This window comes from Lentzea atacamensis (assembly GCF_003269295.1).
Taxonomy (GTDB): domain Bacteria; phylum Actinomycetota; class Actinomycetes; order Mycobacteriales; family Pseudonocardiaceae; genus Lentzea; species Lentzea atacamensis.
In genome coordinates this window covers 1,275,591-1,296,675 of sequence record NZ_QLTT01000001.1, presented here as the reverse complement: position 1 = coordinate 1,296,675, position 21,085 = coordinate 1,275,591, and the positions used below count along the sequence as shown (strand labels likewise).

Annotated in this window: 21 protein-coding genes; 13 read left to right on the top strand and 8 right to left on the bottom strand. The window is 68.4% G+C overall.

The genetic code is table 11. The annotated features are described in order from the left end of the window. Positions 1-26 precede the first annotated feature (26 nt). The 3 genes from C8D87_RS06090 to C8D87_RS06080 are packed head-to-tail and all read left to right on the top strand — an operon-like array spanning position 27 to position 2,881. Positions 27-896 carry an ABC transporter ATP-binding protein gene (locus C8D87_RS06090; protein WP_109636320.1) on the top strand — a complete coding sequence of 290 codons (870 nt, stop codon included), beginning with the start codon at positions 27-29 and terminating at the stop codon, positions 894-896. 1 nt (position 897) lies between these two features. Beyond that, on the top strand, positions 898-1,965 hold the full coding sequence (locus C8D87_RS06085; RefSeq protein ID WP_112225833.1) for an ABC transporter permease: 1,068 nt from the start codon (positions 898-900) through the stop codon (positions 1,963-1,965). Positions 1,966-1,969: 4 nt separating this feature from the next. Continuing rightward, positions 1,970-2,881 carry a Gfo/Idh/MocA family protein gene (locus C8D87_RS06080; protein ID WP_112225832.1) on the top strand — a complete coding sequence of 304 codons (912 nt, stop codon included), beginning with the start codon at positions 1,970-1,972 and terminating at the stop codon, positions 2,879-2,881. Here the strand turns inward: C8D87_RS06080 and C8D87_RS06075 are convergent. Then, positions 2,878-3,726: an alpha/beta fold hydrolase gene (locus tag C8D87_RS06075; RefSeq protein WP_112225831.1), complete on the bottom strand. Its 849-nt coding sequence runs from the start codon at positions 3,724-3,726 to the stop codon at positions 2,878-2,880. The genes C8D87_RS06080 and C8D87_RS06075 overlap by 4 nt on opposite strands. 83 nt (positions 3,727-3,809) lie before the next feature. On the opposite strand from C8D87_RS06075, the gene C8D87_RS06070 reads away from it, so the two are divergent. Continuing rightward, positions 3,810-4,916, top strand: a complete 1,107-nt coding sequence (locus C8D87_RS06070; protein WP_112226292.1) for a macrolide family glycosyltransferase — start codon at positions 3,810-3,812, stop codon at positions 4,914-4,916. Here the strand turns inward: C8D87_RS06070 and C8D87_RS06065 are convergent. After that, on the bottom strand, positions 4,891-5,733 hold the full coding sequence (locus C8D87_RS06065; protein WP_112225830.1) for an alpha/beta fold hydrolase: 843 nt from the start codon (positions 5,731-5,733) through the stop codon (positions 4,891-4,893). The two genes, C8D87_RS06070 and C8D87_RS06065, sit on opposite strands and share 26 nt — an antisense overlap. 109 nt (positions 5,734-5,842) lie before the next feature. Between C8D87_RS06065 and C8D87_RS06060 the strand changes: the two genes are divergently transcribed. Then, a complete protein-coding gene (locus C8D87_RS06060) occupies positions 5,843-6,562 on the top strand; it encodes an SDR family NAD(P)-dependent oxidoreductase (protein WP_112225829.1) in 720 nt (239 codons plus the stop codon). Here the strand turns inward: C8D87_RS06060 and C8D87_RS06055 are convergent. The 4 genes from C8D87_RS06055 to sucC form a co-directional block, all read right to left on the bottom strand. Further along, on the bottom strand, positions 6,525-7,124 hold the full coding sequence (locus C8D87_RS06055) for a DedA family protein (RefSeq protein ID WP_112225828.1): 600 nt from the start codon (positions 7,122-7,124) through the stop codon (positions 6,525-6,527). The two genes, C8D87_RS06060 and C8D87_RS06055, sit on opposite strands and share 38 nt — an antisense overlap. Positions 7,125-7,343: 219 nt before the next feature. Continuing rightward, entirely contained in the window at positions 7,344-7,526 is a 183-nt protein-coding gene (locus C8D87_RS45725; RefSeq protein ID WP_170166320.1) for a hypothetical protein, read from the bottom strand. Positions 7,527-7,537: 11 nt separating this feature from the next. Further along, positions 7,538-8,416: a succinate--CoA ligase subunit alpha gene (gene sucD, locus C8D87_RS06045; RefSeq protein WP_112225827.1), complete on the bottom strand. Its 879-nt coding sequence runs from the start codon at positions 8,414-8,416 to the stop codon at positions 7,538-7,540. Next, the gene (gene sucC, locus C8D87_RS06040) at positions 8,416-9,522 is read right to left on the bottom strand and encodes an ADP-forming succinate--CoA ligase subunit beta (RefSeq protein WP_112225826.1); all 1,107 of its coding nucleotides are present in this window, start codon (positions 9,520-9,522) and stop codon (positions 8,416-8,418) included. The genes sucD and sucC overlap by 1 nt, the downstream gene beginning before the upstream one ends. A gap of 124 nt (positions 9,523-9,646) precedes the next feature. Here sucC and C8D87_RS06035 point away from each other — a divergent pair, with 124 nt between their 5' ends. The 6 genes from C8D87_RS06035 to C8D87_RS06010 all read left to right on the top strand — a co-directional run bounded on the left by C8D87_RS06035 (position 9,647) and on the right by C8D87_RS06010 (position 17,877). Then, positions 9,647-11,344 carry a thiamine pyrophosphate-binding protein gene (locus C8D87_RS06035; protein WP_112225825.1) on the top strand — a complete coding sequence of 566 codons (1,698 nt, stop codon included), beginning with the start codon at positions 9,647-9,649 and terminating at the stop codon, positions 11,342-11,344. Positions 11,345-11,356: 12 nt separating this feature from the next. Further along, positions 11,357-12,598, top strand: a complete 1,242-nt coding sequence (gene frc / locus C8D87_RS06030) for a formyl-CoA transferase (RefSeq protein ID WP_109636331.1) — start codon at positions 11,357-11,359, stop codon at positions 12,596-12,598. 23 nt (positions 12,599-12,621) lie between these two features. Continuing rightward, a complete protein-coding gene (locus C8D87_RS06025) occupies positions 12,622-14,772 on the top strand; it encodes an acetate--CoA ligase family protein (RefSeq protein ID WP_112225824.1) in 2,151 nt (716 codons plus the stop codon). A 226-nt stretch (positions 14,773-14,998) separates the two neighbouring features. After that, a complete protein-coding gene (locus C8D87_RS06020) occupies positions 14,999-16,405 on the top strand; it encodes an Nramp family divalent metal transporter (protein WP_109636333.1) in 1,407 nt (468 codons plus the stop codon). Next, complete coding sequence (locus tag C8D87_RS06015) at positions 16,405-16,839, top strand: hypothetical protein (RefSeq protein ID WP_146771633.1); 435 nt, start codon at positions 16,405-16,407, stop codon at positions 16,837-16,839. The genes C8D87_RS06020 and C8D87_RS06015 overlap by 1 nt, the downstream gene beginning before the upstream one ends. A gap of 24 nt (positions 16,840-16,863) precedes the next feature. Next, on the top strand, positions 16,864-17,877 hold the full coding sequence (locus C8D87_RS06010) for a TerC family protein (RefSeq protein ID WP_112226291.1): 1,014 nt from the start codon (positions 16,864-16,866) through the stop codon (positions 17,875-17,877). Here C8D87_RS06010 and C8D87_RS06005 read toward each other — a convergent pair. Together C8D87_RS06005 and C8D87_RS06000 are read right to left on the bottom strand one after the other, a co-directional pair. Continuing rightward, on the bottom strand, positions 17,868-18,068 hold the full coding sequence (locus tag C8D87_RS06005; protein ID WP_109636335.1) for a hypothetical protein: 201 nt from the start codon (positions 18,066-18,068) through the stop codon (positions 17,868-17,870). The genes C8D87_RS06010 and C8D87_RS06005 overlap by 10 nt on opposite strands. A 246-nt stretch (positions 18,069-18,314) precedes the next feature. Next, complete coding sequence (locus tag C8D87_RS06000; protein ID WP_109636336.1) at positions 18,315-19,028, bottom strand: GntR family transcriptional regulator; 714 nt, start codon at positions 19,026-19,028, stop codon at positions 18,315-18,317. A gap of 111 nt (positions 19,029-19,139) precedes the next feature. Here C8D87_RS06000 and C8D87_RS05995 point away from each other — a divergent pair, with 111 nt between their 5' ends. Then, on the top strand, positions 19,140-20,117 hold the full coding sequence (locus C8D87_RS05995) for a 2-dehydropantoate 2-reductase (RefSeq protein WP_109636337.1): 978 nt from the start codon (positions 19,140-19,142) through the stop codon (positions 20,115-20,117). Beyond that, on the top strand, positions 20,118-21,041 hold the full coding sequence (locus C8D87_RS05990) for a LysR family transcriptional regulator (RefSeq protein ID WP_112225822.1): 924 nt from the start codon (positions 20,118-20,120) through the stop codon (positions 21,039-21,041). The last annotated feature ends 44 nt before the right edge of the window (positions 21,042-21,085 follow it).

Sequence of the window (21,085 nt, the reverse complement as noted above, 5' to 3'; positions counted from 1 at the left end):
GAACGAGGCCGCCTACCGTTCCTCCCATGTTGACTGTGAGGGGGATCAGCCGGAGCTTCGGCGACCACCGCGTCCTCGACGAGGTGAGTTTCGACGTGAAGCCCGGCCGGATGACCGGCTTCCTGGGGGCGAACGGATCCGGCAAGACGACGACGATGCGGATCGTGCTGGGGGTGCTCGCCGCGCACGGGGGCACGGTGAGCTGGCAGGGGGAGCCGGTCACTCCGCAACGCAGGCCGCACTTCGGCTACATGCCGGAGGAGCGCGGGCTGTACCCGAAGATGAAGGTGCGCGAGCAGATCACCTGGCTCGGGCGGTTGCACGGCGTCGACCGGACGGTCGCGGAGCGCAACACCGACCAGCTCCTCGAAGACCTGGAGCTGACCGGACGTGCGAACGACCGGCTGGAGCAGCTGTCGCTCGGCAACCAGCAGCGCGTGCAGATCGCCGCCGCGCTGGTGCACGACCCGGACGTGCTGATCCTCGACGAGCCGTTCTCCGGCCTCGACCCGATCGCCGTCGAGACCGTGCTGGACGTGCTGCGCAAGCGGGCCGCGAACGGCGTGCCGGTGCTGTTCTCCAGCCACCAGCTCGCGATCGTGGAACGGCTCTGCGACGACGTCGTGATCATCTCAAAGGGACGGATCGCGGCGAACGGATCGCGCGAGGAACTGCGCCAGAACCACGCGGGCACCCGCTACGAGATCGTCGTCGCCGAGGACGCGGGCTGGGTCCGCGACGTCCCGGGGGCGACGATCCTGGAGCTCGACGGGCCGCGCGCGGTGTTCGAGGCCGAACCCCAGCGGGTGCTCGCCGAAGCGGTGAAGCGCGGCGAGGTCCGCTCGTTCACGCCGGTCGTCCCCACGCTCGACGAGATCTTCAAGGAAGTGATCTGACATGGCTCGTGCTTCCTTCTCCCAGGCGACCTGGCTCGTCGCCGAACGCGAGATGAAGACCTTCGTCACCACCAAGGGGTTCTGGATCGGGTTCGTCGCCACGATCGTCGGCCTCTTCGCGCTGACCGTGCTGCCGACCGTGTTCGGCGACGACGACCCGAAGGTCGCGGCGGTCGGCTCGGCCGTGCAGGTGGTGCAGGGCAAGGCGCTCGACGTCCGCGAGGTCGCGGACGTCCAGGCGGCTTCGGAACTGGTCAGGGCCGACGAGGTCGAGGCGGCGATCGTGCCGGACGGCAGCGGGATCAAGGTCATCGCGCTGAACGACCCGCCGAACGACGTGATCCGCCAGCTCGTCGCTTCGCCGCCGGTCGAGCTGCTGGACGCCTCCGCGGTGAACTCCGGCCAGAGGTTCGTCACGGTGCTCGTGTTCGGGCTGGTGTTCCTGATGTTCGGCATGGGCGGCGCGGCCATCGCGCAGAGCACCGTGACCGAGAAGCAGACCCGGATCGTCGAGATCCTGGTGTCCACGGTGCCGGTGCGGGCGCTGCTCGCCGGCAAGATCCTCGGGCACACGATCCTCACGCTGGGCCAGGTCGTGGTGCTGGCGCTCGCGGCACCGATCGCGCTGCGGGTCGCCGGACTGGGCGAGCTGCTGGCCGTGGTGGTGCCGGCGCTGGGGTGGTTCGTGCCGTTCCTGATGCTCGGGTTCGTGCTGATCTCGTCGATGTGGGCGGTCGCGGGCGCGCTGGTCAGCCGTCAGGAGGACCTCGGCTCGACGATGGGCCTCGTGATGCTCGCGGTGATGGGCCCGTACTTCGGCGTCCAGTTCTTCTTCGACAACGCGGCGGTGCTCGCCGTCATGTCGTACGTGCCGTTCACGGCGGGGGTGGCGATGCCGGTGCGGATGTTCGCGCAGCAGGCGCAACCGTGGGAGGCACTGCTGTCGCTCGGGATCCTGGCGGCCACCGTCGTGGCGATCCTGCTGGTCGCGTCCAGGCTCTACACCGGGTCGCTGTTGCAGACCGGCGCGCGGGTCAAGCTGTCGCGAGCCTGGGCCCCTGCAGAATAGGCACATGACCGCCGATCCGATTCGCCTCGCCGTCGTCGGCCTGGGCGCCATGGGCACCCGGATGCTGACGGCGGCGCGGGCACACCCCGACTACACCGTGGTCGCGGGCGTCGACGTCGCACCCCGCACCCTCGACGTCCCCGTCGTCACCTCGCTCGACGACGTGCTGTCCGAAGTGGACGCGGTGTACATCGCCACCCCGCCCGCGCTGCACGCCGAGCTCGCGGCCAAGGCGTTCGCCGCGGGCAAGGCGGTGTTCTGCGAGAAACCGCTCGCGGTCGACCTCGACGAGGCGCGGGCGATGGCCGGCGCCGCCAGGGGACGGGCGAACGCCGTGAACTTCGCACTGTCGGACATGGTCGCCACACTGGAGATCGAACGCCAGCTGCTGGAGCTCGGCGCACTGCGGGGCGTCGAGATCAGGCTGCAGTTCCCGCGCTGGCCACGTGCGTTCCAGGCGGAAGCGGCGTGGCTCGCGCGAGACGAGCAGGGCGGATTCGTCCGCGAGGTGCTGTCGCACTTCATCTACCTCACCGACCGGTTGCTCGGCCCCCTCACCGTCGAGTCGGTGTCGGCGGACTTCCCCGAAACCGGCGCCGCCGAGGTCGCGGCACGCGGCCTGCTGCGGGGCAGCGGCGTGCCGGTGCACGTGTCCGCGTTCTCCGGACTGGCCGGGCCGGAGATCTACGAGTGGACCGTGTGGGGCACCGAACGCTCGCTGCGCCTCGACCAGTGGGCAGACCTGTCCACTTCGGACGGCGGCGCGTGGGAGCCGGTGCCGCTGACGCAGACCGGTTCCGACCACTCGCGGCTCACGCTGTTCGCGCAGGCCGTGCGGGGTGAACACCCGCGCGACCTGGCGAACTTCGACAGCGGCCTGCGCGTGGCCGAGGTGATCGAGGCCTTCCTGCGCTAGCGCAGGCGGATGTGCTCGAGAATCGCGTCCGCCAGCACGGAATGCATCGTGGCCGGGATGCTGTGTCCCATGCCGTCGAGCTCCAGCAGCCGCGCGTCCGGCAGCAGACCTGCCAGGTGACGGCCGAAACCGAGCGGGTAGAACGGATCCTCGCTCGCCTGGAGCACCAGCGTCGGAGTCTCGGCCTTGCGCAGGTCCTCCGCGCCACGCGGCAGCGGCGTGGCTCCGAGCCGCACGTGTCCGGTGGCCGGGAGGAACGTGCCCGCGTGCGCGATCGCGCGTTCCTCCAGCCGCCGGTACTCCGCCGCGTCGAACGGCAGCTTGTCCCCGTGCAGCTCCCGCCAGAGCGCCACCCGGCGTTCCAGCTCGGACTCCACGTCGGCTCCCGGCTCGGCGAGCGCGATCATCCTGCTGATGCGCTCGCCGTTGTCCGGCTGCGTCTCGTCCGTCGTCCCCATGTCGAGGGCACCGGTGAGGGCGAGCGTGAGGGACCGAAGACGCCCGGGGTGGTCCACGGCCAGCAGCTGGCCGATGAGACCGCCCATCGACACGCCGACGACATGAGCCTTGTCGACGCCGTGGGCGTCCAGCACCGCCAGCGCGTCCTGGGCGAGGTCGGTGAAGTCGTAGGTGGCGTCCGGCACCGTCGTCGACTTGCCGGTGTCGCGGTGGTCGTACCTGATCACCCGGTACCCGCCGCCGACCAGCAGCTCGACGAACTCGTCCGGCCATCCCATCGCGGACGCGTTGGCGCCCATGATCAGGAAGATCGGCGGAGCCGCCGGATCACCGAGGTCCTCGCTCCACAGCCGGACCTGTCCCGTCTCGACGACACGTTCTGCCACAACGCCCCCTGTACTTGATCAACTCCATCCCACGTTACTCGAGCCCGAAAATGCGTTTGACAGTGTTCGGCAGGATCGGGGAGATGGGGATCCTGTTCGTCACACTCGCTGGACATGGCCACGTCACACCGACCCTCGCGGTGGTCGAGGAGCTCGTGAAACGCGGTGCCGAGGTCGACTACGCGACCGGCGCCGAACACGCGGAAGCCGTGACGGCTGCCGGTGCGCGCTGGGTGGAGCTGCCCGCGCTGCCCGACTTCCGCCCGGTCACCGCCAACCCGATCGACGAGTGGTTTCCGCACTACTTCAGGGCGATGAGCGCCACCTACCCTGTGCTGCTCGACCGCTGCCGGACCGATCGGCCCGTCCTGATCTGCTACGACGCGACGAACTGGCCGGCGCGGCTGGTGGCACGCAAGCTCGGCATCCCGGCGGTGCGCACCATGCCGCACACCGCGTCCAACGAGCACTACAAGGTGATGGACGTCGACCTGGACCGGTACCTCACCGAGGACACCGCGCGGTTCGCGGCCGGACACGGCGTCGAGCTCGACCCGTGGAGCACGGTGGAGGCACCGGAGGCGTGCAGCGTGGTGTTCCTGCCTCGCGAGTTCCAGCCGTTCGGGGAGACGTTCGACGAGTCGTTCCACTTCGTCGGCCCGGTGCTCGGCAGCCGCCTGGACGAGGAGTGGTCACCGCGCCGCACGGATCTGCCGCTGCTGTACATCTCGCTCGGTTCCGTGATGAGCGACGCCGGCTTCTACGCGGCGTGCGTCGACCAGTTCGGCGACGGCACCTGGCAGGTCGCGATGACCGCGCGCGATGTTGGCGCGGTGCCGGAGAACATCGATGTGCGGCCGTGGTTCCCGCAGCCCGCGGTGCTCAAGCACGCCGACGTGTTCATCAGCCACGGCGGCATGAACTCCACCATGGAGGCTCTGCACCAGGGTGTGCCGCTCGTCGTCGTTCCGCAGACGCCGGAACAGGTCCTGAACGCCGATCGCGTGGCAGAACTCGGGCTCGGCGAACGCGTCGACGACCACGCCGGCCTGCGCGCGGCGGTCGAGCGGGTCGCGAAGAGCGGCACGATCCGGCAGAACCTCGACCGGATGCGTGCCGCCATCGCGAACGGCGGCGGCGCTGGAAGGGCCGCCGACGTGATCCTCAGCCGAGCACTTCGCGCAGCTTGACGCCGAACTCCTCGGGCTTGCCCGCGTAGCCGAACTCGCCGCCCATGAACCCGCCGTGGTGGCTGGGGAAGACGACGACCTCCTGGCCGAGCAGCTTCGCGGTGTGCACGGCCGTGCGCGCGGTGAACGCGTTGCCCGTCTCCTCGCCCACGGCGATCACGATGCGGGTCGGCGCGGCCGCGAGCGCGTCCACCTTCACCTGGTAGTCGGTGATCGCGAGCGAGTTCCGCGACAGCAACGGGTTGTCGCGGGTGCCGTCGTCCTCGGCCGGCATGCCGAACTGCGCCGGGTCGGCCGGTGGCAGGGCGAAGTACTCGTCGGTGTACTCGCCCTGCCACGACGACATCACCATGAACTGCGCCATGCCCGCACCGGTTCCGCCGGCGAAGTAGGCGTCGATGAACCCGTCGCGGGCACGTCGGGCGGCCTCCGCGTCGGGCAGCACGTCGATGATCGGCGGCTCGTGCGCGACCAGCGTGACCACGTCGTCCGGGTAGGTCGCCACGAGTTCGAGCGCCGTGACCGCGCCACCGCTGGACGCGAACATGTCGACCGGCCCGCCGACCGCCTGGATCACCGCGTGCACGTCGGCGGCCTGCGTCTCCGGGTTGTTGTCGGTGCGGCCGTCCGACCTCGTGCTGCGGCCGAGTCCGCGGGGGTCGTAGGTGATCACCGTGCGGTCGGGGAACCGGGCGCGCAGCGCGGTGAAACCGCTCGCGTCCATGGGCTGGCCGATCATCATCAACGGGCGGCCGCCCTCGCCGTGCACGTCGTACGTGATGGCCGCGCCGTCGGTTTCCAGAACGTGAGTTGTCATTGAAAAACTCCCCAGTTGTGCTGACCTGAGCAGCCTAGTCACACACGTGAACCCCGATGGGCTGACAGGCCGATCGACCTGCATGTATTCGACTGTTATCAAAGATCGCATGACACGAACAGCAGTGGTGACCGGCGGCGGCACGGGCATCGGCAGGGCGGTGGCGGCCCGGCTCGTGGAGCAGGGCCTGGACGTGGTGATCACGGGCAGGCGGGAGGACGTCCTGAAGGCGGCGGCCGAGGAGATCGGCGCGCGGGCGGTGGTGTTCGACGCGTCCGACCCGGACGCCGTCCAGGCGGCGCTCAGCGACCTGCCGTCCTCAGTGGACGTGCTGGTGAACAACGCGGGAGGCAACATGACCCGGCGCCTGCCCGCGCCGGAGAACCTGGCGGACGTGAAGAACCTGTGGTTCGCCAACTACGAGTCCAACGTGATCAGCGCCGTGCTGGTGACGACCGCGCTGGAACCGCGGCTCGCCGACAACGCCAGGGTCGTGACGCTCGGGTCGATCGCGGGCCGGCGCGGCTCGGGTGCCTACGGCGCGGCGAAGGCGGCGGTGGAGGCGTGGACGGCGGATCTCGCGTTCGCGCTGGGCGGGCGGGGGATCACGGTCAACGTGGTCTCGCCCGGCGTCACCGAGGACACCGAGTTCTTCGGCGGAACCCTCAGCGAGGAACGGCGCAAGAAGCTCGTCGGCAACCCCGCCAACGGGCGCGCGGGCACCCCGGCCGACGTCGCCGCCGCGGTGACGTTCCTGACCTCACCCGAGGCCGGGCACATCACCGCGCAGGTCATCGGGGTGAACGGCGGAGCCGGGCTCGGACGCTGAACCCGATCACCGCGAGCAGCACGACGAGCAGCGCGACCCAGGAGAACTCGGCGAGGTAGTGCTCGGCCGCCTCCCCCGCGAAGTAGACCACCACCGTCGTGCCACCGGCCCACGCGATGCCGCCAGCAGCGTTGGCCAGCAGGAACTTCCCGTAGTGCATGCCCATCGTGGCGGCGAGCGGACCGGACAGGATCCGCAGCAACGCCACGAACCGGCCGAAGAAGACCGCCCAGGCGCCGTACCGTTCGAACAGCGCCTGGGCGCGGCCGACCCTGTCCTCGCTGAAGTGCCGGGGAAACTTCTCGCCCGCCCACCCGAACACGCGGGGGCCGAACCGCTTGCCCAGCGCGTACCCGGCGCTGTCGCCGGCGATCGCGCCCGCCGAGGCCACTGCGCCGACGACGATCGGCGAGATGCCGTCGTGGTGCGAGGCCATGAGCGCGGCGGTGACGAGGACGATCTCGCCCGGCAACGGGATCCCGACGCTTTCGAGACCGACGACAAGGCCTACGACGATGTAGACCAGCAGCGGTGGAACGGTGTGGAGCCACTGGGTCAGCACATCGCCGATCTTCCTCTCACGGCGGGATCCGTGCAGTGAACGCGTGCGTCTCGATAAGGTGTCGATCACCGGGGACGAGGGGGCGTCGTGACCAGCCAGTCCGGCGTGCTGCTGCGTCAGTGGACGATCTGCAGCGGTTCTACCGGGCACTGCTGGGCGGGCAGGTCGTCTCACCCGCCGCGCTGGCCGAGATGAAGCGGACGTGGGGCCCGCCGACGCCTACGGGCTCGCGCTGGTCAAGCTGCCGCTGACGTGCGGCGGCGTGGCGTGGGGGCACAACGGCGCCCTGCCCACGGGCCACCACTCGTTCACGCTGGTCACCGAGGACGGCCGGTTCGTGTCGGTCGTGACCAACACGAACCGGATGGACTCGAAGCCGTCCTCGTTCGACGTGGCGGACAAGGCCCTTTGTTCTAACTGGTCAGGATCGCCCTGGCCAGCGCGGCGGTCTCCGACGGCGTCCTGCCGACCTTGATCCCGACCGCCTCCATGGCCTGCTTCTTGGCTTCCGCCGTGCCCGAGGACCCCGAGACGATGGCGCCCGCGTGGCCCATCGTCTTGCCCTCGGGCGCGGTGAAGCCGGCGACGTAGCCCACCACCGGCTTGGACACGTTGTCCCGCACGAACTCCGCGGCTCGTTCCTCCGCGTCGCCACCGATCTCGCCGATCATCACGATGAGCTCGGTCTCGGGGTCGGCCTCGAACGCCGCGATCGCGTCGATGTGCGTGGTGCCGACGATCGGGTCGCCGCCGATGCCGACGCACGTGGTGAAGCCGAAGTCCTTGAGCTCGTGCATCAGCTGGTAGGTCAGGGTTCCCGACTTCGACACCAGCCCGATCGAGCCCGGCTTCGTGATGTCGGCGGGGATGATGCCCGCGTTCGACCTGCCGGGGCTGATGATGCCGGGACAGTTCGGCCCGATGATCCGCGTCGACTTGCCCTGCGCGTGCGCCCAGAACTGGGCCGTGTCGTGGACCGGGACGCCCTCGGTGATCACCACGGCGAGCCCGATCCCGGCGTCGACCGCCTCGATGACCGCGTCCTTGGTGAACGCGGGCGGGACGAAGAGCACCGACACGTTCGCGCCGGTTTCCGCCATCGCCTCGGCGACCGTGCCGAACACCGGCAGCGTCACCTCGTCGAAGTCCACGGACGTGCCGGCCTTGCGCGCGTTGACACCGCCGACGACCCGGGTGCCGGCCGCCAGCATGCGGCGGGTGTGCTTGGAGCCCTCCGACCCGGTCATGCCCTGCACGACCACGCGGCTGCTCTCGTCGAGGAAGATCGCCATCAGGACTCCTTACCGGCGCCGGCGAGCGCGGCGGCACGGCCCGCAGCGTCGTCCATCGTGTGCGCCACGGTGATCAGCGGGTGCCGGGCTTCGTCGAGGATGCGGTGGCCGGCCTCGGCGTTGTTGCCGTCGAGCCGCACCACCAGCGGTTTGTCGGCGCGGTCGCCGAGCAGACCGAGTGCTTGCACGATTCCGTTGGCCACCGCGTCGCACGCGGTGATGCCGCCGAACACGTTCACGAACACGCTGCGCACCGACGGGTCGGAGAGGATGACGTCGAGGCCGTCGGCCATGACCTGGGCCGAGGCGCCACCGCCGATGTCGAGGAAGTTCGCGGGCGCGGCACCGGCCAGCGCTACGACGTCCAATGTGGACATCACGAGGCCGGCGCCGTTGCCGATGACGCCGACCGTGCCGTCGAGCTTGACGTAGTTGAGGCCCTTCTCGGCCGCACGGACCTCCAGCGGGTCACCCTCCGCGCCTGAATCGGTGCGGGAATGCCTGAAGGAGGCGTTGTCGTCGAGCGTCACCTTGCCGTCCAGTGCGACGATCCTGCCGGATTTCGTGAGCGCCAACGGGTTCACCTCGACGAGAGTGGCGTCCTCGGAAACGAAGGCCTTCCACAAAGCGGAAGCGACGGCGTTCACTTCGTCGGCAATCGAAGCTGGAAACACCGCAGCTGCGTCGAAGGACGAAGCTGGCATTCGAGTGATGGAGTCGGTCATCTCCTCGATCTCCATGCCCCCGGTGACCGACGCCATGCCGATGAACGTCCTGTTGGCACGATCGAGAAGAAACGACAGGTAGAACTCCTCGGCGATCTCGCTCGCCTCGGTCACCAGCACCTTGTGCACGGTGTGACCCTTGATGTCCATCCCCAGGATGGCGGTGGCGGCAGCAGCCGCGTCGTCGGGCGATGCAGCCAGTTTGATGCCACCGGCCTTACCGCGCCCGCCGGTCTTCACCTGAGCCTTCACGACGACGGTGCCGCCCAGTTTCACGGCCGCCTCGCGCGCGGATTCAGGAGTGTCCGCCACGAAACCGCGCGGAACGGGGACCCCGTACCGCTCGAAGAGGTCCCGGGCCTCGTGTTCGAAAAGATCCACCGTCTACGTCCTCTCGCCGAAAACTTGCGGCCATCTATGGACATCCGGTTGGTAGCGGAGTAACGATATGCCTACCTCATACGGTATGCAATCTACAGTCGAGCGCTAGGGGAGCTGATCGCCGATGACGAGTTCCGCGGAGGCTGGGTCGGATTCTGGGTCGATCTCTGGTGGCCATCTGGTCGCCAAAGCGCTCAAGGCCGAGGGCGTCGACACCATCTTCACGCTGTGCGGTGGACACATCATCGACATCTACGACGGCTGCGTGGACGAGGGCATCGCCGTCGTCGACGTACGACACGAACAAGTAGCCGCACACGCCGCGGACGGCTACGCACGCATCACCGGCAAGCCCGGTTGCGCGGTCGTGACCGCGGGCCCCGGCACCACCGACGCCGTCACGGGCGTCGCCAACGCCTTCCGCGCGGAGAGCCCGATGCTGCTGATCGGCGGCCAGGGTGCGTTGAGCCAGCACAAGATGGGCTCACTGCAGGACCTCCCGCACGTCGACATGATGACGCCGATCACCAAGTTCGCCGCGAACGTCCCGCACACCGCGCGCATCGCCGACATGGTGTCGATGGCGTTCCGCGAGGCGAACGCCGGCGCGCCCGGCCCGTCGTTCCTGGAGATCCCGCGCGACGTCCTGGACGCCAAGGTCCCCCTCGGCACGGCCCGCATCCCGCAGGCCGGTCACTACCGCGCGTCCACGCGCAGCGCCGGCGACCCGAGGGACATCGAGAAGCTCGCAGACCTGTTGGTGCACGCCAAGAAGCCGGCGATCCTGCTGGGCAGCCAGGTGTGGACGACGCGCGCCACGGACTCCGCGATCGAGCTCGTGCGGACGTTGAACATCCCCGCCTACATGAACGGCGCGGGCCGCGGCACCCTGCCGCCCGGCGACCCGCACCACTTCCAGCTGTCGCGCCGCTACGCCTTCGACAACGCCGACGTGATCGTCATCGTCGGTACCCCGTTCGACTTCCGGATGGGCTACGGCCGCAGGCTTTCCGCGAACGCGACGGTCGTGCAGATCGATCTCGACTACCGCACCGTCGGCAAGAACCGCGACATCGACCTCGGCATCGTCGGTGACGCGGACCTGGTGCTGTCCAGCGTCGCGCAGGCCGCCTCCGGCCGGGAGGACAACGGCGCGATGGGCCGCAAGGTGTGGCTGGAGGAGCTGCAGGCGGTCGAGGAGAAGGCCCGGCAGAAGCGCCTGGAGCACCTGCGCTCCGACGACATGCCGATCCACCCGTACCGGCTGGTGAGCGAGATCAACGACTTCCTCACCGAGGACTCCATCTACATCGGCGACGGCGGGGACGTCGTCACGTTCTCCGGCCAGGTGGTGCAACCCAAGTCGCCGGGCCACTGGATGGACCCCGGTCCACTCGGGACGCTCGGCGTCGGTGTGCCGTTCGTGCTCGCCGCGAAGCTCGCGCGGCCGGACAAGGAGGTCGTGGCTCTCTTCGGTGACGGAGCGTTCAGCCTCACCGGCTGGGACTTCGAGACGCTCGTCCGCTACAACCTGCCGTTCGTCGGCATCGTCGGCAACAACTCCTCCATGAACCAGATCCGCTACGGCCAGGCCGCCAAGTACGGCCTGGAACGCGAGCGCGTCGGCAACACGCTCGGCGACGTCAAGTACGACCAGTTCGCCAAGATGCTCGGCGGCTACGGCGAGGAAGTGCGCGATCCCAAGGACATCGGCCCGGCGCTGCAGCGCGCCCGCGAGTCCGGCAAGCCCTCGTTGATCAACGTGTGGATCGACCCCGACGTGTACGCGCCAGGAACCATGAACCAGACGATGTACAAGTAGGTGAGCCAGCCAATGGGAATCACTGCCGGCAAGGCCTTGGAAGGCGTCAAAGTCCTCGACATGACGCACGTGCAGTCCGGACCGTCGTCGACCCAGCTGCTCGCCTGGCTGGGCGCGGACGTCATCAAGCTGGAAACGCCGGGACGGGGCGACATCACCCGCGGCCAGCTGCGCGATCTGCCCGATGTGGACAGTCTCTACTTCACGATGCTCAACTGCAACAAGCGGAGCATCACGCTCAACATGAAGGCCCCGGAGGGCAAGGAGATCTTCGAGAAGCTCGTCGGCGAGGTGGACATCCTCGTCGAGAACTTCGGCCCCGGCGTCGTCGAGCGTTTCGGCTACCCGTGGGAGAAGCTGCACGAGCTCAACTCCAAGCTCATCTACGCCTCCATCAAGGGCTTCGGCCCCGGCCGCTACGCCGACTTCAAGGCCTACGAGGTGATCGCGCAGGCCATGGGCGGCTCGATGAGCACGACCGGGTTCGAGAACGGGCCACCGCTCGCCACCGGCGCGCAGATCGGTGACTCCGGCACCGGAATCCACCTGGTGGCCGCGATCCTGGCCGCGCTGTACCAGCGGACGAACACCGCGCGCGGGCAGCGCGTCCAGGTGGCCATGCAGGACGCCGTCCTGAACCTGTGCCGGGTGAAGCTGCGCGACCAGCAGCGGCTCGCCCACGGGCCGCTGGGGGAGTACCCGAACGAGCAGTTCGGGGACGAGGTTCCCCGCTCCGGCAACGCATCCGGTGGTGGCCAGCCCGGCTGGGCGGTGCGCTGTGCCCCCGGCGGCCCGAACGACTACATCTACGTGATCATCCAGCCGGTCGGGTGGAAGCCGCTGACCGAGCTGATCGGCAGGCCCGAGCTCGCCGACGACCCGGCCTGGGCGACGCCGGAGGTCCGGCTCTCCAAGCTGGACAAGGCGTTCGCGCTGATCGAGGAGTGGACGGAGAAGCACACCAAGTGGGAGGTGATGGACAAGCTCAACGCCCACAACATCCCGTGCGGACCCATCCTGTCCACCAAGGAGATCATCGAGGACGAGACGCTGGCCGAGCTGGAGACCGTCGTCGAGGTCGAGCACCCCGAGCGCGGCACGTTCAAGACGGTCGGCTGCCCGCTCAAGCTCTCCGACTCGCCGGTCGAGGTGCACCGCTCGCCGTTGCTCGGTGAGCACAACGACGAGGTCCTGGGCGCCTTGGGCTACAGCAGCGAACGACTGGCCGAACTCCGCACCGCCGGCGTCATCTGATACCTCTAGGGAGACGAGATCTCATGCCGGACAACGGCTACGACCGCGCCGCGGTCGAGAACGTGCTCGCGAAGGTGCGGGCGGAGGGACGGGCGTCGCTCACCGCGCCGGAGGGCAAGCGGGTCTGTGACGCCTACGGGATCGCGACCCCGGCCGAGGCGCTGGCGAAGTCGTCCGAGGGCGCCGTCGCGTTCGCCGAGGAGATCGGCTACCCGGTCGTGCTCAAGATCGTCTCACCGGACATCCTGCACAAGACCGAGGCCGGTGGCGTGCTGGTGGGCCTCCGCAGCGCGAACGAGGTCGCCGAGGGCTACCGCACGATCATCCACAACGCGAAGAACTACAAGGCGGACGCCGACATCACCGGTGTCCAGGTCCAGCAGCAGCTGCCGACCGGGAACGACGTTCACGAGGTGATCGTGGGCGCGGTGACGGACGAGACGTTCGGCAAGATCGTCGCGTTCGGCCTCGGCGGGGTGCTCGTCGAGGTGCTCAAGGACGTCACGTTCCGGCTGGCGCCCACGAGCGCGTCCGAGGCGCTCTCGATGGTCAACGGCATCGCGGCCGCGGAGATCCTGCGCGGTGTCCGCGGCGCGCAGGGCGTCGACGCGCACAAGCTCGCCGACCTGATCCACCGCGTCTCCGACCTGGTCACGGACTTCCCGCAGCTCGCGGAGGTCGACCTCAACCCGGTGCTCGCCACTCCGGGTGGTGCCACCGCGGTCGACGTGCGGATCCTGGTCGACGAGAACGCCGCGAAGGAACCGCACCGGTTCACGCAGGACGAGATCCTGACCGCGATGAACCGCATCATGAAGCCGGCCGCCGTCGCCGTGATCGGTGCCTCCAACGAAGAGGGCAAGATCGGCAACTCGGTGATGAAGAACCTCGTCAACGGCGGGTTCCAGGGCGAGATCCACCCGATCAACCCCAAGGCCGACGAGATCCTCGAGCGCAAGGCGTTCGCGAGCATCGGCGACGTCCCGGGTGACGTCGACGTCGCGGTGTTCGCGATCCCGGCCAAGTTCGTGCCCGCCGCCCTCGAAGAGGTCGGCAGGAAGGGCGTCGCCGGCGCGATCATGATCCCGTCCGGCTTCGGCGAGACGGGCAACCAGGAGCTGCAGGACGAGATCGTCTCGATCGCGCGCAAGCACGGTGTGCGCATCCTCGGCCCGAACATCTACGGCTACTACTACACGCCGGAGAACCTCTCGGCGACGTTCTGCACGCCGTACGACGTCAAGGGCGGTGTCGCGCTGTCGTCGCAGAGCGGCGGAATCGGCATGGCGATCCTCGGCTTCAGCCGTTCCGCGGGCATGGGCGTCAGCGCGATCGTGGGTGTGGGCAACAAGGCCGACATCGACGAGGACGACCTGCTGACGTTCTTCGAGCAGGACCCGAACACCCAGCTCGTCGCGATGCACCTGGAAGACCTGAAGGACGGCCGTTCCTTCGCGGAGACGGCGAAGCGCGTCTCGGAAAAGAAACCGGTCGTCGTGCTGAAGGCCGGGCGAACCGACCAGGGCGCCAAGGCGGCCAGCTCGCACACCGGCGCACTGGCCGGCAACGACCGGGTCTACGACGACATCCTCAAGCAGAGCGGCGTGATCCGGGCACCCGGCCTGAACGACCTGCTGGAGTACGCGCGGGGCATTCCGCTGCTGGCCACGCCGAAGGGCGAGAACGTCGTCATCATCACCGGCGCGGGCGGTTCGGGCGTGCTGCTCTCGGACGCCTGTGTGGACAACGGGTTGTCGCTGATGAGCATTCCGGACGATCTGGACGCGGCGTTCCGGAAGTTCATCCCGCCGTTCGGCGCGGCGGGCAACCCGGTCGACATCACCGGCGGGGAACCGCCCTCGACGTACCGGAACACGATCGCGCTCGGACTCGCGGACGACCGCATCCACTCGCTGATCCTCGGCTACTGGCACACCATCGTCACGCCACCGATGGTGTTCGCGAAGCTCGTGGTCGACGTGGTGGAGGAGTACCGGGCGAACGGCATCCACAAGCCCGTCGTCGCCTCGCTCGCCGGTGACGTCGAGGTGGAGGAGGCCAGCGAGTACCTGTACCGGAACGGAGTGGTTGCGTATCCGTACACAACGGAGAAGCCTGTCGCAGTGCTGGGCGCGAAGTATCGGTGGGCAAGGGCCGCCGGCTTGCTCGGTTAGCGGCAGGACGCTCTAGCAAGGGAGAGATGGCCCGTCCGCGACCGTGTCACGCCCACGGTCGCGAACCCGCCAGGGAGGTCAACGAAGACAGCCGGTCCTCTGGAGGTTGTTAACCGTGGATGATCCAAATCTGGTCGCCCGCACGGACGTGTCAGCACCGCCCCAAAGAGAGTCACAGAAAGAACCACAGGGGGAGCGTGTCTGGCCCGCGGGCAGGCTGGAAGCGATGCCCATCAGGAAACTGCCCGACGCGCCACCGTCGATTCACCTGCTGGGCCCCACCGTCTTCCTGGTGGCACTCGGCGTGGGCATGGGCGAGGCCTACATGTGGCCCCGGCTCGTGCTGCTCTTCGGGCCGGACATCCGATGGCTGTTCCTGATCGGCGTGACCCTGCAGGCCGTCGTGATGCTGGAGATGGCCCGCTACGCCATGGCGACGGGCGAGAGCATCTTCTTCGGCGCGGCACGCGTGTTCAAGCCGATCATGTGGTTCTTCTTCATCGTGGCGATGGCCGTCTACATCTGGCCGGGCCATCTCTCCGCGGGCGCGGCGGCGCTCGAGCGGATCACCGGCATACCGTGGACGGTGTCGGCCTGCGTGGGCCTGATCCTGGTCGGCGTGCTCTTCAGCCTGGCGAAGGTCATCTACAACCTGCTGGAGAACCTGCTGTCCATCCTCATCGGACTGCTGGTCGTCAGCACCGCGATCGTCGCTGCGATGGTCGGCACGTGGCAGGACCTGGTCAGCACCGTCACCGGCATGTTCCAGTTCGGCTACCTGCCGGCGGACGCCCTGTCGGCGACGTGGTTCCCGGTCATCGTCGGCTCGATCGCGTTCGCCGGACCGTCCGGCATGCAGCAGATGTGGTACACGCTGCACCTGCGCGACAGCGGCGCCGGCATGGGCGCGCACATCCCGAAGGTGCGCGGGTTGCGGCACGCGGGCAAGGAAGAGCAGATGCCCAGCCGCGGCTTCATGTTCGACACCTCGGATCCCGCCGAGATGGCGAAGTGGAAGGGCTGGCGACGCTGGGTCACGTTCGACGCCCTGTTGCTCTTCTGGGGCATCACGATGCTGGTCACGGTCTCGTTCACCGTGCTCGCCCAGGCTGCGAACCGGGAGAGCCCGAACGTGAAGGCGCTGATCGAGGCCGGTGAACGGGAAGCGGCGCTCAACGGCATGTCGGACGCCTTCGCCTCGGCGGGCGGCCCGGTGCTCGGTGCGGTGTTCCTCGGGTTCATCGCGCTGATCGGCCTGAACGCCACGCTGGGCCTGTTCGACTCGTTCTCCCGCGGCCAGGCCGACATGGCGTACCACTTCGTGCCCGGCGCGAAGCGGTTCCGGATGTCGCACCTCTACGCGGGATTCCTGTGGGGCGTCATCACGTTCGGCATCATCATCCTGCTGTGGGGACCGGCGGACGGACCAGGAGCGATCCTCGACGTCCTGGCGTTCCTCTCCACGTTCGCGATGGGTGCCTACTGCGTCGTGCTGCTGCTCGTGAACAACCGGATGCTGCCCAAACCCATCCGGCCCAAGCTGGTCACGAACATCATCATCGGGCTGGGCGCCGTGTTCTACCTCGGCATGCTGTTCTACAGCCTGGTCCGCTTCGGCGTCGTGGTGGACTGATGGAGATCCGAGAGGCAATACCCGGTGCGGTGGTCGGTCTCGCCGCCGGTGTGGTTGCGGGCGGGCTGGCGGCCTTGGTCGGCCAGCCCCTCTCGTGGGCGTTGGTGACGATGCTCGCGCTCGGTGTGCCGTTGGCGTTGCTCGGCGGCGGTCTCGGCGTGCTCATCGCGTCGGGCCGGCTGCCGCGCGGGCGGTTCGCTCCCGTCGCGCTGTTCTGGCTGGCGGGCTTCCCGCTCGCCCGCCTGGTGCACGAGATCTCCGTGAGCCTGGTGCTCACCGGCCAGGTCCGGCTGCCCTCGGACCTGGCCGGTTTCCTCGCCTACCAGGGACTCGTGAGCATGGGCTGGGCGATCGGATTCCTGTGGCTGCACGAGCGCATCGCGCTGCGCATGCGCACCGCTGGTGCCACTTCTGGCGCCGCCACGTCCCGCTGACCTTCCGCCGGAGGAGCGAGAATGCTGGATCTTCCTGTCTGGGTGTGGATCGCGACCATGGGCGGCATCGCCGCCGTGATCGCGTTCGACTTCTACCTGGTGGCACGAAAACCGCACGAGCCGTCGTTCCGCGAGTCGCTGTACTGGGTGCTGTTCTACGTCGGCCTGGCCGTCCTCTTCGGACTCGGCATCACGTTCCTCGCCGGGCCGTCGTACGGTGGCGAGTTCTTCGCCGGCTGGATCACCGAGTACTCGCTGAGCGTCGACAACCTGTTCGTGTTCGTGCTCATCATGGCCAGGTTCGCGGTGCCGCGGGAGTACCGGCAGAAGGTGCTCATCGTCGGCATCGTCCTGGCCCTGTTGCTCCGGGCCGTGTTCATCGCGCTGGGTGCGCAGGCGATCGCGCGGTTCGACTGGCTGTTCTATCTCTTCGGTGCCTTCCTGATCTACACCGCGTGGAAGCTGTTGCGGCAGGAGGAAACCGAGGAGGCCGAGTTCTCCGAGAACGCCGCGTTGCGCGCCGTGAAGAAGGTCGTCCCGGCGACGACGACCTATCACGGCGCCGCCCTGACGACGCGCGTCGACGGTCGCCGCGTGGTGACGCCGATGCTGATCGTCATGGTCGCGGTGGGCACCACGGACCTGCTGTTCGCGGTGGACTCGATCCCGGCGATCTTCGGTCTCACCAAGGAGCCCTACCTGGTGCTGACCGCCAACGCGTTCGCGTTGATGGGCCTGCGCCAGCTCTTCTTCCTGGTGGGCGGCCTGCTGGATCGCCTGGTGCACCTGAGCAAGGGCCTCGCGGTGGTGCTCGCGTTCATCGGGCTCAAGCTCATCTTCGAGGCGCTGCACCACCACGGTGTCTCGTGGGCTCCGGAGATCCCGATCGTGGTGTCTCTCGGGGTGATCGTGGTGACGCTCGCCATCACCACGGTGTGGAGCCTGCACACCTCCAGGCGGGCCGCCCAGTCCGCCGTGGAGGGAGCGGAGAGTGCACAGAGGAGCGAGGACGCTCCCGTCAAGGACACTCAGCCGTGAATCGTGTGGCCTTCGGCGTCCTTGCCCTGAGAGTTGGGGCGCAGCGTCTTGGCCACGGCCGCTACGGCCTCGGCGTCCTTGCGCTGCTCGTTCAGCGCGGTGGCCAGTCCGAGGCCGAGCGTGCGGCCGTCGGCGGAGAATCCCTGGCGCGGCCTGGTGAGCGCGTTCACGAGGTTCTTCCAACGAGGCATGGTCTTCCTTCTCTTTCTGTCGATGGTCACCCCCGAGGCGCGCAGAAGCCCTGCAGGCACTGTCGCACGGGGAAAGCAGGGTTGCGGCCGGGGCTCTTTCCATCGGATACCCACTCCGGGTCCTCATCGACCCCGTCCCTGCCCACATTCAGCATACTGCGTTTTGTATGCAATCTGCGGCCATCGTGTCGGGGATCACCCGTGCGGCACCAAATGACCGATTTCGGGTGATCTGAGCGTGATGACTCAGTTACCTTCGGTGGTCTTCTGGTCGTGATAGGTCTGCCGGGTCTGCTCCGCATGACGGTGCATGACCTCGCCGGCTCGCTCTGCGTCACCGTCGGCGATGGCGGCGATCAGCTCAGCGTGTTCGTTCCACGAGTCACGGCTCCGTGGGCGGGCGATCGGGGTGTAGTACCAGCGCACCCGGCGGTCGACCAGTCCGATCATCTCGGACAGGACCTTGTTGCGGCCGATCGACGCGACGGCGGCGTGCAGGTTGGCGTTCGCCTCGACCAGCCGGTCCACGTCGGCGGCGGCCAGCGCGTCCTCGCCGGCCTTCTGCAGCTTCTTGAGCTGCTTGACGTCCTGTGCGGTGGCGTGCTCGGCGGCGAGCTTGGCGGAGTAGGTCTCGAGCACGCTGCGCACGGCGAGCAGCTGGTCGGCCTCCTCCTCGGTCGGGGTGTGCACGAAGGCGCCCTGGGCGGGGCGCAGGTCGACCCAGCCGTCGGTCTGCAGCCGCTGCAGGGCCTCGCGCACCGGCTGCCTGCTCACGCCCAGGTACTCGGCGAGCTCGGCCTCGACCAGGTGCTGGCCGGGCGCGAGGGTCCGGTTGACGATGAGCTCGAGCAAGGCGTCGTAGACGGCTTGTCGCAGCGGTGCCGGCCGTTCGACGCGGCGGCTCGCGGCGGCGCTGAGTGGACCGCGGGCGGCACGGCGGCCACTGGGCAAAGAGGTCATGCCAGACAGAATACAGCTTTTGGTATGCAAAAAGCACTTCTAGAGCTTTGGTCATGTTGTCCGTATACTGTATGCAATCTTGCCGGTGTGTCTGGCGGAGCGGGGCGTGACATGAAGATCGCTGTTCTCGGAGCCGGAGCGATCGGTGCCTACGTCGGTGCGGCCTTGCATCGTGCGGGCGTGGAGGTCCACCTGATCGCACGTGGAGCTCATCTCGCCGCGATGCGGGAGCACGGCGTGCGGGTGCTGAGTCCTCGTGGTGACTTCACCGCGCATCCACACGCGACCTCCGATCCCGCCGAGGTGGGCGAGGTCGACTACGTCTTCCTCGGCCTGAAGGCGTACTCGTACGCGTCGTCGGGTGATCTGCTGGCACCGCTGCTGGGTCGCGACACCGCCGTGATCGCGGCGCAGAACGGCATCCCGTGGTGGTACTTCCACGGCATGACCGGCCACCCTCTGGAAGGTCAGCGGATCGAGGCCGTGGACCCCGGTGGCTCGGTGACGGCCGTCCTGCCGATGGAGCGGGCGATCGGCTGCGTCGTCTACTGCTCGACCGAGATCGAGTCGCCGGGCGTGATCCGGCACCTCGAAGGCACGCGCTTCTCGATCGGCGAGCCCGACCGGTCGATCTCGCCGCGCTGCGTGGCGCTGAGCGAGGCGATGGTCGCGGGCGGCCTGAAGTGCCCGGTCGAGAAGGACGTTCGCGAGGACATCTGGATCAAGCTGATGGGCAACGTGGCGTTCAACCCGTTGAGCGCACTGACCCGCGCGACGATGGTGGAGATCTGCGACCACTCGGACAGCCGCGACCTGGTGGCCCAGATGATGGCCGAGACGCTGACCATCGCGCGGGCGGCGGGCTGCGACCCGCAGATCTCGATCGACAAGCGCATCGACGGCGCCCGGCGGGTCGGGCACCACAAGACGTCGATGCTGCAGGACCTGGAGGCCGGCAAGCGACTGGAGATCGACGCGATCATCGGCGCGGTGGTGGAGATCGCCGAGCTGACCCGCGTGCCGGCGCCCACGTTGCGGCACGTCTACGCGGCGATCGACCTCCTGTCGCGCACGTCGCTGGTGTCGTAGTTGTTGCTGCGACAGCTGGAGTACCTGGTCGCTCTGGCGCGCGAACGCCACTTCGCCCGCGCGGCGGAGTCCTGTCACGTGTCCCAGCCGTCGCTGTCGGCGGCGATCAGCAAGCTCGAACGCGAGCTCGGGGTGCCGATCGTGTCCCGCGGCCGCCGTTTCGAGTCGCTGACGCCGGAGGGGGAACGGGTCCTGCTGTGGGCGCATCGCATGCTGGCGGACCGCGATGCCCTGCGGCAGGACCTTTCGCGCATGCGCGAGTCGCTGTCCGGTGTGCTGCGGATCGGCGCGATACCGACCGCGTTGCCCGCGGCTCCGCTGCTGACAACGCCGTTCTGCGAGCGGCACCCGCATGTTCGTGTCGTGCTGGAGTCGCTGTCGTCGTCGGAGATCGAGCGAGGACTCGCCGAGTTCGTGCTCGACGTCGCGATGACCTACGTGGACAGCTCGGTGCGCGCTTTGCCGTTGTACGAGGAACGATATGTGCTGCTCACTCCTGACGACGAGGAGATCGCTTCCCGTCCGGTGGCGCGGTGGGCGGACGTGGCGGCGCTGCCGTTGTGCCTGCTGACCTCGAAGATGCGGAACCGCCGGATCCTCGACGGGATCTTCGCCGACGCCGGCGTGCAGCCAGTGCCGGTGATCGAGGCCGACACGGTGGCGACGCTGTACGCCCACGTGGCCACCCGGAAGTGGTCGAGCGTCATCGCGCACGCCTGGCTGCAGATGTTCGGAACGCCGGAGGGGATGCGTGTCGTCCGGATCGAGGACCCGCAACGCGTGCCGCGGATCGGCCTCGTGGTCGGCGACCAGGAGCCGGTGTCGATGCTCGCGCGGGCGATGCTGGACCTGACGCGCGGCCTCGACGTGCGTGGCGAGCTGGATCGGCTGCTGCACAAGCATCTTGATAGACGCGACCTATGACGGGATAGGAACTTTCGCTTGGACGCGGTGCCGGTGTCCCTTCG